A 14,162-nucleotide genomic window follows, 5' to 3' on the forward strand; every position below is an offset into this window, starting at 1 on the left:
CAAGACCCGGACCGGGGCTGCCGCGGGAGGGCATGGAGGCCGCAAACCGGCCTCCGGGCGCCCGAGGCCGGTGTTTGAAGCCCCTCAGGCGCTTTATTCCGTCCATGAATGCTTTAAGGGAGGGGCAGGATCGGGTCGCAGCCGTCTTGCGGCGGTGCTAGACCTGATGCGGAAACAATGGCCGTGGCCATACTGGCATCGGCTGCAGGATGAGAAGGATGTGAGGCAATGATCCAGACCGTTGGCATCATCGGGGCAGGGACCATGGGCAATGGCATCGCGCAGATCTGCGCGGCGGCCGGGCTCTCGGTCGTGATGGTCGACATTTCCGATGCGGCCGTGAACCGCGGGCTTTCAACCGTCGGCGGCAGCCTCGAGCGCCTGGTCAAGAAGGAGAAGATGTCGGCGGCCGATCGCGACGCCACGCTCAAGCGCATCACCGGCACCACGGACCGGGCGAAGCTGTCGGATTGCGACCTGGTCATCGAGGCCGCGACCGAGAACGAGGAGCTCAAGGTCAAGATCCTGAAGGACCTCTGCGCCGCCTTGTCGCCGCGCACGCTGGTCGCGACCAACACCTCGTCGATCTCGATCACCAAGCTCGCCGCCGCGACCGACCGTCCCGATCGCTTCATCGGCATGCACTTCTTCAATCCGGTTCCGGTGATGGCATTGCTGGAACTGATCCGCGGCCTGCAGACCTCTGATGAGACCCATGCCAAGGCGCTCGATTTCGCCAAGCGCGTCGGCAAGGTGGCGATCACCGCCAAGAACAGCCCGGGTTTTGCCGTCAATCGCATCCTGTGCCCGATGATCAACGAAGCGATCTTCGCGCTCCAGGAAGGCATCGCGACCGCGGAAGAGATCGACGCCGGCATGAAGCTCGGCTGCAACCATCCGATCGGGCCGCTGGCTCTGGCCGATCTGGTCGGGCTCGACACCATGCTTTCGGTGATGGAGGTCTTTTACAAGGGCTTCAACGATCCTAAATATCGGCCAGCGCCGTTGCTCAAGGAAATGGTCGACGCCGGCCATCTCGGCCGCAAGACAGGGCAGGGCTTTTACACCTACAGCGCCTGATCAGGGCGGCCGGCGGCGGGCCTTTCGCGCTCGCCGCCGGATCCCGCACTTTGCGCTGCGACAAAGACGCCGCGCGCAACTGGCCCGACAATGTCGGACGGCCCCGCGGGAACAACGGAACGGACACAGAGGATATGTCGGATCGACTGAAGGCCGAGCGCGAGGCGGCGGCCGCACGGCGGAGCCTGTTGACGCAGGATGCGATCGAGCGCACCGGAATCACCGAAGAGATGATCGGGGAGCTCGTCACCCGCTTCTACGGACGGGTGCGCGAAGATGCAAAGCTGGGTCCGGTGTTTGGGGTGGTGCAGAACTGGGACGAGCATCTCGCCAAGCTCAGGGATTTCTGGTCCTCGGTCGTGCTGATGAGCGGCCGCTATCACGGCTCGCCGATGCGGGCGCATTTGCCGCTCAGCCTGGCTGGCGACCATTTCGACCGCTGGCTCGATCTGTTCGAGCAGACCGCGCGCGAGGTCTGCCCGCCGCCGGCAGCCAGCCTGTTCATCGACAAGGCGCGTCGCATCGCCGACAGTTTCGAAATGGCGTCGGCAACTGTTGCCGGTTCGATCGCCGCGCCGCGCCACGTGCTCAGGCCCTGACGACCACCGGCTGCCTGCAATACATGCGTATGCTTCGCGCGGCGTTTGCGCAGCGCGACGGATAGCGCGCTGCACCAATTCCGACATCATCGGTCTGATCTGCAAAATCATCATGCCGATCGCGCGGCGCGACGTTGAAATCGCGAAAACGCGTTTGAATGCATTCAGTCTTGCTCAATCAACGCGAGCAAAGTCATATTGATGCACTGCGGCGCCAATTCTTCGCCTTGTTTTCGGCAGAGTTCCAGCGCCTGTTTGTGAACATGTCCCGCGCATCGTTCACCACCAATTCCTCATCGTCCGAAAGCTCCTCGGAACCCGACGCCGAAGTCTATGCCGAGCAGACGCGGCGCACGGTCCTGCTTGGTGCGCTCGTCACCACCGCCTGTCTCGGTTGCTCCGCGCATGCGGGTGCGAATGAGGATCCGCCGGGGGCCGACGAACGGCCCCAGAAAGGCGATGTGCTCGTCTTCTCCGAAGGCGACAAGGAGGGAAAGCCGATCACCGCGGCCGACCTGCCGGCCGGCGGACCGCCGGTGCACGCCTGGCCGAAGGATCCCAACACATCGGTGGTGCGCAGCGGCTCGCGGCTCAACGAGATCCTGATCATCCGGCTCGATCCGGCCGAGCTCGACGAGAAGACCCGCGCGCGCGCCGTCGATGGCATCCTCGCTTATTCGGCGATCTGCTCGCATGCCGGCTGTCCCGTCACCGCCTGGGTGAAGAGCGATGTTGGCGACAAGGAGGTGTTCAAGTGCATGTGCCACAACTCCGAATTCGATCCGCGCGCCGGCGCGCAGGTCGTGTTCGGACCGGCGCCGCGACGGCTCGCCGCGCTGCCGCTGGTGCTGGCTGACGGTTCGCTCAGCGTCGCCGGCAATTTCACGGGAAAGGTAGGTGGCGCGCAGCCAGGATGATGGAGGGTTGCGGGCGGAGCCCGCGTCACGAAAGGCCGCATCCGCCAACGGCGGACGAGGGACGAACAACAAGAATTCACAACAAGAATTCAGAACGGATGAAAAAGGGGAACGTCCATGAAAACTTCCATGACCAGGAAGCAATGGTTACTGTCCGGCTTCGTCGCCTTCACGTGTCTTGCATCCACTGCCGCCGTGTCCGGCCCGATCGAGAATTATTCTCCGGTTACCGCACAACGATTGGAGAATCCGGAGCCCAACAACTGGATGCTCTACCGGCGCACCTATGACGGGCACGGCTACAGCCCGCTCGACCAGATCAACACTTCGAACGTGAAGAACCTCACGCCGGTCTGGACCTTTGCCACCGGCGTGGTCGAAGGCCACCAGGCGCCGCCAATCGTCAACAATGGCGCGATGTTCGTGACGACCCCGATGGGGCAGGTGATCGCGCTGAATGCGAAGACCGGCGACGAATACTGGCGCTACAAGCGGCAGCTCCCCGACGACCTGTTCCAGCTGCATCCGACCAACCGGGGCGTCGGCTTGTGGGAGGACAAGCTCTACCTCGCCACCACGGACGATCACGTGGTTGCGCTCGACGCCAAGACCGGCAAGGTGGTGTGGGATACCAAGGTCCAGGACTACAGGAAGGGCCAGTACTTGACGCTGATGCCGTTGATCGTCGACGGCAAGGTCATCGTCGGCGGGTCCGGTGGCGAGTTCGGCGTGCGCGGCTATATCGTTGCCTACGATGCCAAGGACGGCAAGGAACTGTGGCGGACCTACACCATCCCCGGCGAAGGCGAGCCCGGTCACGACACCTGGCAGGGCGACGACTGGAAGAACGGCGGTGGCTCGGCCTGGATGACCGGCAATTACGACAAGGAGACCCGGACGATCTATTGGGGCGTCGGCAACGCCGCGCCCTGGCCCGGGGACAGCCATCCCGGCGACAATCTCTACACTGCATCGGTGCTCGCGCTCGATCCCAACACCGGCAAGATCAAGGCCTATCACCAGTACCACCAGAACGATTCCTGGGATTGGGACGAGGTCGAGGCGCCGATGCTGATCGATCTGCAACGCAACGGTCGCACCATCAAGAGCCTGGTCCACCCGGGACGCAACGCCATCTTCTGGGTGCTCGAGCGGACGCCGACCAAGATCAACTATGTCGCCGGTTGGCCGTTCGTCCATACGGACGTCTGGAAGGGCATCGACGAGACCGGCAAGCCGATCGTGGATCCCGCGCACAAGCCGGTGATCGGCAAGCGCGTCGAGTTCTGTCCGTCGCTGTGGGGCGGCAAGGACTGGCCGTCGGCCGCCTATAGCCAGAGGACCGGCCTCGTCTATGTGCCTGCCAACGAGAATTTCTGCGGCGGATTCACCGGCGAGAAGGTCCCGCTCAAGCCGGGCGAGCTCTGGCTCGGCACCAAGCCGGAAGACATCGGCCTCAAGACGAGACCGGGTGCGGATCATTTCGGCGAGCTCCAGGCCTGGGATCCCGCCACGGGCAAGAAGGTGTGGCAGCACAACTTCCCCAAGTCGCAACTGTTCGGATCGGTCACGGCGACGGCGGGCGATCTCGTCTTCGTCGGCGGCACCAACGACCGCAACTTCCGCGCCTTCCACGCCAAGACCGGCGAACTCCTCTGGGAGCAGAAGACCAATTCCGGCATCGTCGGCATGCCGGTGTCCTACGAGATCGACGGCACCCAGTACATCGCGATCCAGTCGGGCTGGGGCGTGGACGCGCAGCGCATCCAGGATGCGCTGGTGACCAACAACATCGGCATCGAAGCCAATGTGCCCCAAGGCGGCGTCGTCTGGGTGTTCGCGCTGAAGAAATAGCTCCGCGGGCGGATCGAAGACAGCGGAGCAGCAAGGGGGCGGGAATGCGGCGGACGGCAACGTCCGCCGCATTCTTGTTTGTGCGCTGGGATTGCCCGCGGGCCGCATACTCGACGTCATGCCCGGGCTTGTCCCGCCTGCGCGGCCGTAGCCGCTTCGGCGCGGCAAAGGCCCGGGCATCTACGTTCGTCGTGCCGCGGCAAAGGCCGTGGATGGCCGGGATAAACCCGGCCATGACGGCATGAGGTCGCAAAAGTCTACTTCCCCTGGCGATCCACCTTGTCCTTCTCCTTCTGGTTCATCTCGCGAACCTTCGGATCGGGATTATGCTGTCCGGTGGTCTGGGTGGTCGAGGCGGGCGGGGCGTTGGCGTTGGGCAGCGAGTTCTGGTCCGGCGTGCCGGGACGCGTGGCCGTGGTCGGCGGGGCGGTATTGCTCTGGGCAAATGCGCCTGCGGCCGTCAAAAGAAAGGCGCTCGACAGCGACACCGCGAGCGCCTTTGAGAGATTGGTCATCGATCAGCTCCTGTCAGATCGATGGAAACGGCGCGAGGCCGCTTCTGTTCCGACTTACGCCTCCAGCTGCTTGCCGATCGGCAAGCTCCGGATACGTTTTCCCGTCGCAGCGAAGATCGCGTTGATCAGTGCCGGCGCGAAGGGCGGGACACCGGGCTCGCCGACGCCGCTCGGCGGCGTGTCGGGTCCGGGCGGCACGATGTAGACGTTGGTCACTGCAGGGGACTCGTCCATCCTGATGACCTGGAAGTCGTCAAAATTCTTCTGTTGTACCTTGCCGTCCTTGAAGCTGATCTCGCCGTATTTGGCGAGGCTCAGCCCCATGATCGCAGCGCCCTCGATCTGCGAGGCGATGCGTTCGGGGTTGACATAGGTGCCGCAATCGATCGCGGTGTCGACCCTTGGCACCGTCAGCTTGCCCTTGTCGTCGACGGCGACCTCGACGATGGTCGCGATGTAGCTGACGAAGCTGCGGTGCACGGCAATGCCGAGACCGTGGCCCTTCGGCACCTGACGGCCCCATCCGCCCTTCTCGGCGACCAGCTCGACCACCTTGCGCAGGCGCGCGGTGTCGATCGGGTAGCTGTCCTGGGGCTCGCCGTAGTTCCAGAGGTCCTTCACGTTCGGCTTGACGATACGAGGCGAGCCGATCAGCTCGAGCAGCATGTCTTTCTGGTCGCGGCCGGTCGCCTGCGCGATCTCGCCGACCATGGATTGCACCGCGAAGGCCCGCGGGATGTTCGAGACCGAGCGGAACCAGCCGATGCGGGTATGCGCGGCGGCTTCCGGATTCTCGCAGGAGATGTTGGCGATCTCGAACGGCATGTCGACGAGGCCCATGCCGATTTCAAACGGCGCCTGATGCACGGCACCGGCGGCAAAGGTCGAGGCGATGCTGGGAGCCACGCTGCGGTGGCGCCAGGCGATCACCTTGCCGTTCTTGTCGAGGCCGGCCTCGATCCGCTCGACCGAGACGGTGTGCAGGAAGCCGTTGTGAATGTCGTCCTCCCGCGTCCACTGCACCTTCACCGGGGCGCCGAGTTCCTTCGACAGCAAGGCGGCTTCGAGCGCAAAGTCGCATTTCGACTTGCGGCCGAACCCGCCGCCGAGCAGGGTCACGTTGACGGTGACATTGCCTTCGGGAATGCCGAGCGTCTTGGCGACGTCCTCGCGGGTGCCGCCCGGGCTCTGCACCGGCGCCCAGATCTCGGCCTTGTCGCCCTTGACGTCGGCGACCGCGACCGGCGGCTCCATGGCGACATGGGCCAGATGCGGGAGGTAGTACTCGCCGACGATGACCTTGTCCGCGCCCTTCAAGGCCGCCTCCGCATCGCCCTCCTTGCGCACGACGAGGCCCGGCTTGCGCGAGGCCTCCTCGAGCTCCTTGCGATAGGCGACCGAGTCGTACCTGGCGTTGGCGCCGTCGTCCCAGGTCAGCTTCAATGCGTCGCGGCCCTTGATCGCCGCGCCGGTGTTGCGCGCGATCACGGCGACGCCCCCGAGCGGCTGGAACTTCGACGGCCACGGCCAGCCTTGAACCTTCATCACCTTCTCGACGCCGGGGACCTTCAGCGCCGCCTCCGGATCGAACGAGACCAGCTTGCCGCCGGTCACCGGCGGGCGCGCGATCACGGCATATTTCATGCCCGGCAGCCGCACGTCGGCGCCGTAACGCGCCTTGCCGGTGGTGATGTCGTGGAGATCGACGATGCCGATCTGGCCCTTGCCGAGATAGCGGAAGTCCTTGGGATCCTTCAGCTTGAGGCCTTCGATTGCAGGCACCGATTGCTTGGCGGCGTCGGCTGCGAGCTCGCCGAAGCCGAGCTTGCGGCCGCTGGCGCTGTGCACGACCTCGTGATTGACCGCCTTGACCTCGGTCGCCGGCACGCCCCAACGCTTCGCCGCAGCCTGCTCCAGCATGGTGCGGGCCGAGGCGCCGATCTGGCGCATCGGGATCAGATAGTGCCGTGTGCTGCGCGAGCCGTCGGTGTCCTGGTTGCCGAACTTCACCTCGTCGCCATGGGCCTGCTGCACCTTGACCCTGGACCAGTCGGCTTCCATCTCCTCGGCCACGATCAGCGGCAGGCTTGTGCGTACGCCGGTGCCCATTTCCGATCGGTGCCCGACGATGGTGACGATGCCGTCCGAGGCGACTGAGACGAAGATTCGCGGATCGACCACGACGCCGTGCGGCATCTTGCCGGCACCGGTCTCATAGGCAAGCGCCTGGCGCGACATCACGGGGGCGGCGAGCACGAAGCCGCCGGTGATGCCGAGCCCCTTCAGGATGCTGCGGCGCGAGACCTTCTCGACCTTGATGTTCTTTTCGAAGCCACGGAGCTTGCCGGGATTGTCGATGAAATTCATGTCACACTCCCGTCGATGCGAGATGGACCGCGTTCTCGATGCGCTGGTAGCAGCCGCAGCGGCAGATGTTGCCGGACATCGCCTCGCGGATCTGGTCATGCGAGGGCTTCGGATTGTCCATCAGGAGCGCGGCGGCCTGCATGATCTGCCCGGTCTGGCAGAAGCCGCATTGCGGCACGTTGACCTGGCGCCAGGCCTTTTGCACCGGATGATCGCCGTTCGGATGCAGCCCCTCGATCGTCGTGACCTCGCGTCCGGCAACGTCGTTGACCGACGTGATGCATGCGCGCACCGCTTCCTTGTCGACGATGACGGTGCAGGAGCCGCACAGAGCCTGCCCGCAACCGAACTTGGTGCCGGTCAGCCCAACCTCGTCACGCAGGAACCAGAGTAGCGGAAGATCCGGGTCGCCGTCCCAGCTCTGTTCCTGTCCGTTGATCTTCACCTTGATCATGGCCATCCCTCGCTCTTCGTAAGCATGCCAAAATTCAAAACTCGCCGACCCCGGTCGGCGCAATGCCAGTTGCATCGCATCCCGGCCCACGATCCCGCACGGGCAGATCCCGGCAGGGGGCAGGAATACGAATCTCGATGTCCGGATGTGTTCGATACCTCCCGTTTGTTCTTAATTGATTGTATTTCGCGCGGCATCGTGACGGCATGATCGTAGCAAAGATCGCGCCCGCCCGGCATTCACAGCTGGGTGTTCTCACCGGGAAAAGATTGCATCGATGATTTGTCAAAAGCAGGGCGCATCAGCGCGACGCGTGCACGTCGCGTTCGCAAACGGGGACCGCGACGAAAAAGGCTTCGTCCGCGAGCAAGACCGCACGGACGAAGCAGGATGCCTCAGTCGAGGGAGGGAGAAACGCAAGCGCCGGGACTTCAAGACGGAGGTCGACGGCGCTGCGCAGTCATTCAGAGACCAGGACTGAGGGAGCTCATCACCCTCGTAGACCCGTGAGTTGCAGAGGCGGCGGCATCGCCGCGGGGGCGCGAGCCCGTCCGATTCGCTCGCCCTGATCGGGGCCATCGAGCGGACGGGGTTCGGCGAACGTCTAAAGCGCGATACGATTAGGATGAATGGTCATCGCGCTTTAGGTTGTTGCTTAAACATGATCTTTTCGGAAAACCGCTGCGCACTTTTCCGGATCATGCTCTAGCGGCCCTGCTCAGGCGGCTTTGGCTTTGGCGACGTGGGTCGCGATCGCGTCCATCAGCGCCGGTGACAGGCAATCATAGGGCTCGAGCCCGATTTCCTTCAACCGCGCACGAATGCCCGCCATCTGCTCCGGCTTCACGCCCGATTCGATCACGGAGGAGACGAAGGCGGCGAATTGCGGCGCCTGCGAGCCCTGCTCCTGGAACAGCTCGGGATGGATGAAATCGAGACCGTAGAACGGGTGGCCCTTGTTCTCGATGCGGCCGTACATGTGGGTGCCGCAGGCCTTGCACGCGTGGCGCTGGATCACTGCGGAGGGGTCGACGATCTGGAGCTTGTCGCCGTTCTCGAGCACGGTGACGTTCTGGCGCGGCACCACGGCGACGACGGAGAACGTCGCGCCTTGCGGCTTCCAGCACTTGGTGCAGCCGCAGGCATGATTGTGGGCGACGTCGCCCTTGATGCCGACCTTGACCGGCTGGTCCTTGCATTTGCAGACGAGCGTGCCGCCGGCAAAGCTGCCGCTGCCCTGTTTGAGGCCGTTGTCGATCGAGGGGTGGAGTGCAACAGTCATGGTCGATCCTCCTTGGGGTGACGGTTTCGGGCTAGTACACGACGACTGAACGGATGGATTTGCCCTCGTGCATGAGGTCAAAGCCCTTGTTGATCTCCTCGAGCTTGAGCACGTGGGTGATCATCGGATCGATCTGGATCTTTCCGTTCATGTACCAGTCGACGATCTTCGGCACGTCGGTGCGGCCGCGCGCGCCGCCGAACGCCGTGCCGCGCCAGTTGCGTCCGGTGACGAGCTGGAACGGGCGGGTGGCGATCTCCTTGCCGGACTCGGCAACGCCGATGATGATCGATGTGCCCCAGCCGCGATGGCAGGCTTCCAGCGCCTGGCGCATCACCGTGGTGTTGCCGGTGCAATCGAAAGTGTAGTCGGCGCCGCCGTCGGTGAGGCCGACGAGATGCTGGACAATGTCGCCGGTGACCTTCTTGGGGTTGACGAATTCGGTCATGCCGAACCTGCGGCCCCAATCCTCCTTGGCGTCGTTGATGTCGACGCCGATGATCTTGTCGGCGCCGGCCATCTTGGCGCCCTGGATCACGTTGAGGCCGATGCCGCCGAGGCCGAACACGACCACGTTGGAGCCCGGCGTGACCTTCGCGGTGTTGACGACGGCGCCGACGCCGGTAGTGACGCCGCAGCCGATGTAGCAGCTCTTGTCGAAGGGGGCGTCCTCGCGGATCTTGGCGACCGCGATCTCCGGCAGCACGGTGAAGTTCGAGAAGGTCGAGCAACCCATGTAGTGGTAGACCGGCTTGCCCTTGTAGGAAAAGCGGCTGGTGCCGTCGGGCATCACGCCCTTGCCTTGCGTCGCGCGAATCGCGGTGCAGAGATTGGTCTTCTGGCTGAGGCAGCTTTTGCACTGCCGGCATTCCGGCGTGTAGAGCGGAATGACGTGGTCGCCCGGCTTCACCGAGGTCACGCCGGGGCCGATCTCGCGGATGATGCCCGCGCCTTCATGCCCCAGGATCGACGGGAAGATTCCCTCGCTGTCGAAGCCGTCGAGCGTATAGGCGTCGGTATGGCAGATGCCCGTCGCCTTGATCTCGACCAGGACTTCGCCGGTCTTCGGGCCTTCCAGGTCGACCTCGACGATCTCGAGCGGCTTTTTGGCTTCGAAAGCGACGGCGGCACGTGTCTTCATCGGTAGCTCCTCAAATTCTCATAAGACGCCAGTAAGTCGTCTTGGCAGTCCTCGTAGCGTTCACTTCTTGCCCATGCAGGCGTCTTCCGCCTTGGTGTAGGCCTCTGTCTTCTCCTCCTTCTTGGCGGGACGCTGGCGGCCCCATGCTTCGGTGGAGCGGGCGCGGAGATAGACGTAGAGGTCGTCCATGTAGCAGGCGACGTTCGGGTTGTCGCCGAAGGCCGGCATGACGTTCTCCTGTGCGGTCGAGATGTTCTTGCGACCGGAGGCGACCACGCCGAGGAAGTCGCCGTAACTCATCGTCTTGACGGAATCCTTGAGCGCCGGCGCGTAGGTGGAGCCCATCCCGTCAGGCCCATGGCAGACGTGGCAGTCGGAGTGATAGCGGCGGTATCCGGAATAGGTGAACCAGTCCACGGTGCCGTCGGCCGAAATCTTGTAGGTCGGTGTTCCCTCTTTATCGAGCCACTTTCCGTCGTCTTCCTTCTTCACGGCGGCCGGATCGACCGGACCATCCGCGACCGCAATTCCTCCGGACGCAACCAAGATCATCGCAGCAATGACAGAGCAGATTTTACGCAAGAGATTTATCCTCGAAGAAGCCCGGGGGAGACGAGCCGGCGCGTGGAGCTGATCCACGCGCCGGAGCGATGCTGATGGGCCTAGTTCGGCAGCGAGAACACGGTCAGCGTGCCGCCGAGTGCCGTGTAATTGCTGAGGGCCGCGTAGCCGCCGACTGCGCCGAGACCCGCGGTCGGATCGGTCAGACCTGCTGCCAGGCCGATGCCGGCCCAGCCGCCGACGCCAGAGAGCACTGCGACGTACTGCTTGCCGCCGTTCTCATAGGTGGTGACGTTGCCGATGATGCCGGAGGGAGTCTTGAACTTGTAGAGCTCCTTGCCGGTCTTGGCGTCGACCGCCTTCAGGTAGCCTTCGAGCGTGCCGTAGAACACCACGCCGCCGGCGGTTGCGAGCGCACCCGACCAGACCGAGAACTGCTCCTTGTTCGACCACACGATCTTGCCGGTCTTATTGTCCCAGGCGATGAAGTTGCCCATGTGGGTTTCACCCGGAGGCGGATACATCGAGAGGGTCGCGCCCACATAGGGCTGGCCCGCGGTGTAACTCACCTTGAACGGCTCGTAGTCCATGCAGACGTGGTTGGTCGGAACGTAGAACAGCTGCGTGTCGGGCGAGTAGGCTGCCGGCTGCTCGTCCTTGGTGCCGAGCGCGGCCGGGCAGATGCCCTTCGTGTTCTTGTCCTCTCCGCCCGCTTCCGTCGAATACTGGGTGACCACCTTCGGACGGCCGTAGGTCGGGGAGTTCTTGTCCATGTCGACGCCGGAGGTCCAGTTCACCTTCGGATCGTACTTCTCGGCGACCAGCAGTTCGCCGGTGGCGCGGTCCATGGTGTAGGCGAGGCCGTTGCGGTCGAAATGCGTCAGCAGCTTGCGCGGCTGGCCGTTGATCGACTGATCCGAGAGGATCATTTCGTTGACGCCGTCATAGTCCCATTCGTCATGAGGAGTCATCTGGTAGACCCACTTGGCGAGGCCGGTGTCCGGATTGCGCGCCCAGATCGTCATCGACCATTTGTTGTCGCCGGGACGCTGCTTCGGATTCCAGGTCGAGGGATTGCCCGAACCGTAATAGATCAGGTTCAGCTCGGGATCGTAGGAGATCCAGCCCCAGGTGGCGCCGCCGCCTATCTTCCACTGATCGCCTTGCCAGGTCTTGAGGCTCGAGTCCTTGCCGATCGGCTTGCCGAGCGCGGTGGTCTTCTCGGCATCGACCAGAAGCTGGTCGTCCGGTCCTTCCGAATATCCACGCCATGCCAGCTTGCCGGTCTTGATGTCGTAGGCGGTCATGTGGGCCTGAACGCCGAATTCGCCGCCGGAGATGCCGACCAGCACCTTGTCTTTCACGACCAACGGTGCCGATGTGCCGGTCTCGCCCTTGCCGGGATCGCCGTTCTTGGCGGTCCACGCCACCTGACCCGTCTTGACATCGAGCGCGACGAGGGTGGTGTCGGCCTGATGCAGGAAGATCTTGCCGTCGCCGTAGGCCAGGCCGCGGTTAACGGTGTCGCAGCACATCACGGGGATGACGTTCGGATCCTGCTTCGGCTCGTACTTCCAGACGATCTTGTTCTCCTGCGAAAGGTCAATGGCGTAGACCTTGTTCGGGAACGGAGTGTGGACGTACATCATGTTGCCGATGATCAGCGGGCCGCCTTCGTGGCCGCGCAGCACGCCGGTCGAGAACGTCCAGGCCACCTGGAGCTTGCCTACGTTCTGGGCATTGATCTGGTTGAGCTTGGAATAGCGGGTATTGGCGTAATCGCCGGCCGGCATCACCCAGTCTTTCGGGTTCTGCGACATCTTGATCAGCTCGTCATTGGCGGACGCGCTCCCGACGGCGAGAGCCGCCGCTGAGCCAAGAAAGGTCGCCAGTAGCACCTTGCGCATAGTCATTCCTCCGTTGGTCTCGTTTATTGTTTCCGAAGCAATATCGATTCACCGGGCTTCTCGTCCGGCGTCTGCTCGTGCAGGGCGGTCACGATTGGGACCAGAAACGATGCTGTGCTGTTTCCTCCTCCTGATGAGAGCCACGGGTCCACGTGCAGGAGCGGCCCGTTCTTATTGTTCCTGCCGCAATCCCTAACGACTTCGTCACCGGGAAACTTGCCCAAGAGAGAAGCCGGTTTGCTCGACAGCGCACGGGGGAAAAGAATTTGATTTTGCAGTAGCGAATTCAGCGGCTTCCGCGCGGCTTGGAGGGCGCTCTCGACGCTCAGGTTCCCCTTGACGGCGCTGCAACTAAGGCGGAGGATTAACTTTCAAGGGTGGCAATGGAATGATGGCGCTCGTGCCAACAGACCGCTCAAATTCGAGGTAAACGTCACGCAATCACGGCTGAGGGCTTCAGCAAGCGCTGGTCGCGATTCGCGTCGAATCTCCGGATCAAAACAGTGGCTGGATTGATGTCCGACACCATTCACACGCTCTCGACGACCGGTATGACGCCGAAGCGCCAGATCCAGAGCTGGATCGACGGGCTGACGAGCCTGTGCGGGCATTTCGATGTCGATCCGCTGGAAGCGTCCTCGCTCGAAGGCCGCATCGACTACACGAGCGTCTCGCGCCTGAAGCTCTGCCAGATCGAGGTGAGCCAGCATCGCATCGCGCACACGCTGGCACGCGCCAAGGCCAATGAGCACCCCTACATCAAGATTCACTTCCAGACCTACGGCGTGTCTTATTTCGAACAGGAAGGCCGCCACATCGAGATCAACCCAGGCGACATCATCGCCTATGACGTCTCCTGCCCGCATTCGATCATCAGCCCGGCCTTCACGCGTCACGACGTGGTGATCGTGCCGAAGGCGCTGCTGCGCGACCGCGGCTTCCCCTCGCAGCGGATGCCCGCCTGCAAGCTGTCGGCGAAGACGGGCACGGGGCGGATCGCGCACGATTTCGTCCATGCGACCTTCGACGAAGCGGCCAAGCTGTCGGCGAACAGCGCGGTCGGCGTCGCCGATTCGCTGATCGACCTGTTGCTGCTGCCGCTGCGCGAAGCCGACACGATGTTCGACCGGGTCGGACCCGAAGCGATGTATGTGCGCGCGCAGTTCTTCATCCGCGAGCATCTGCGCGATCCGGATCTGTGCATCGACCAGATCTCCGCCGAGCTCGGCTGCTCCAAGCGCTATCTGCACATGCTGTTCTCGGAGCGCGGCACCACGGTGAGCGACTACATCTGGCAGGCGCGGTTGCAGAACTGCCGTCAGGAGCTCGAGGCTCACGCCGGCAAGACCATCACCGACGTCGCGTTCTCCTGGGGCTTCTCCAGCTCATCGCATTTCAGCCGCGTATTCCGGAAATATTTCGGTGTGGTGCCGTCCTCGATCCACAAGGCGCAGCAGAGCGCGGCGAACTCGAACGAGCATTAGA

12 protein-coding genes are annotated in these 14,162 nt (G+C 63.5%); 5 read left to right on the plus strand and 7 right to left on the minus strand.

The features are described 5' to 3' along the window. Window positions 1-228: 228 nt before the first annotated feature. From D6B98_RS03700 to D6B98_RS03715, 4 genes are all read left to right on the plus strand, one after another. Complete coding sequence (locus tag D6B98_RS03700; protein ID WP_126255558.1) at window positions 229-1,080, plus strand: 3-hydroxybutyryl-CoA dehydrogenase; 852 nt, start codon at window positions 229-231, stop codon at window positions 1,078-1,080. Between the two features lie 134 nt (window positions 1,081-1,214). After that, the gene (locus D6B98_RS03705) at window positions 1,215-1,679 is read left to right on the plus strand and encodes a group III truncated hemoglobin (RefSeq protein ID WP_126255559.1); all 465 of its coding nucleotides are present in this window, start codon (window positions 1,215-1,217) and stop codon (window positions 1,677-1,679) included. A 263-nt stretch (window positions 1,680-1,942) separates the two neighbouring features. Next, entirely contained in the window at window positions 1,943-2,596 is a 654-nt protein-coding gene (locus D6B98_RS03710; protein WP_126255560.1) for a QcrA and Rieske domain-containing protein, read from the plus strand. A gap of 129 nt (window positions 2,597-2,725) precedes the next feature. Continuing rightward, window positions 2,726-4,450 (plus strand): methanol/ethanol family PQQ-dependent dehydrogenase, encoded by a 1,725-nt coding sequence (locus D6B98_RS03715; protein WP_126255882.1) that lies wholly within the window; start codon window positions 2,726-2,728, stop codon window positions 4,448-4,450. Between the two features lie 257 nt (window positions 4,451-4,707). Here the strand turns inward: D6B98_RS03715 and D6B98_RS03720 are convergent, their stop codons facing one another. The 7 genes from D6B98_RS03720 to xoxF5 form a co-directional block, all read right to left on the minus strand. Beyond that, window positions 4,708-4,965: a hypothetical protein gene (locus D6B98_RS03720; protein ID WP_126255561.1), complete on the minus strand. Its 258-nt coding sequence runs from the start codon at window positions 4,963-4,965 to the stop codon at window positions 4,708-4,710. A 54-nt stretch (window positions 4,966-5,019) separates the two neighbouring features. Further along, window positions 5,020-7,332: a xanthine dehydrogenase family protein molybdopterin-binding subunit gene (locus D6B98_RS03725; protein ID WP_126255562.1), complete on the minus strand. Its 2,313-nt coding sequence runs from the start codon at window positions 7,330-7,332 to the stop codon at window positions 5,020-5,022. Between the two features lies 1 nt (window position 7,333). Next, window positions 7,334-7,786, minus strand: a complete 453-nt coding sequence (locus tag D6B98_RS03730) for a (2Fe-2S)-binding protein (protein WP_126255883.1) — start codon at window positions 7,784-7,786, stop codon at window positions 7,334-7,336. Between the two features lie 718 nt (window positions 7,787-8,504). Next, window positions 8,505-9,068, minus strand: coding sequence for an S-(hydroxymethyl)glutathione synthase (gene gfa, locus D6B98_RS03735; protein ID WP_126255563.1), 564 nt, complete (start codon window positions 9,066-9,068; stop codon window positions 8,505-8,507). A 31-nt stretch (window positions 9,069-9,099) separates the two neighbouring features. Continuing rightward, on the minus strand, window positions 9,100-10,209 hold the full coding sequence (locus tag D6B98_RS03740) for an S-(hydroxymethyl)glutathione dehydrogenase/class III alcohol dehydrogenase (protein ID WP_126255564.1): 1,110 nt from the start codon (window positions 10,207-10,209) through the stop codon (window positions 9,100-9,102). A gap of 60 nt (window positions 10,210-10,269) precedes the next feature. Beyond that, window positions 10,270-10,761 carry a c-type cytochrome, methanol metabolism-related gene (locus D6B98_RS03745; protein ID WP_126255884.1) on the minus strand — a complete coding sequence of 164 codons (492 nt, stop codon included), beginning with the start codon at window positions 10,759-10,761 and terminating at the stop codon, window positions 10,270-10,272. Window positions 10,762-10,871: 110 nt separating this feature from the next. After that, on the minus strand, window positions 10,872-12,677 hold the full coding sequence (gene xoxF5 / locus D6B98_RS03750; RefSeq protein WP_126255565.1) for a lanthanide-dependent methanol dehydrogenase XoxF5: 1,806 nt from the start codon (window positions 12,675-12,677) through the stop codon (window positions 10,872-10,874). A 515-nt stretch (window positions 12,678-13,192) separates the two neighbouring features. Between xoxF5 and D6B98_RS03755 the strand changes: the two genes are divergently transcribed. Next, window positions 13,193-14,161, plus strand: a complete 969-nt coding sequence (locus tag D6B98_RS03755) for a helix-turn-helix domain-containing protein (RefSeq protein ID WP_126255566.1) — start codon at window positions 13,193-13,195, stop codon at window positions 14,159-14,161. The last annotated feature ends 1 nt before the right edge of the window (window position 14,162 follow it).

It is taken from the genome of Bradyrhizobium sp. LVM 105 (assembly GCF_003957705.1).
GTDB lineage: Bacteria > Pseudomonadota > Alphaproteobacteria > Rhizobiales > Xanthobacteraceae > Bradyrhizobium > Bradyrhizobium frederickii.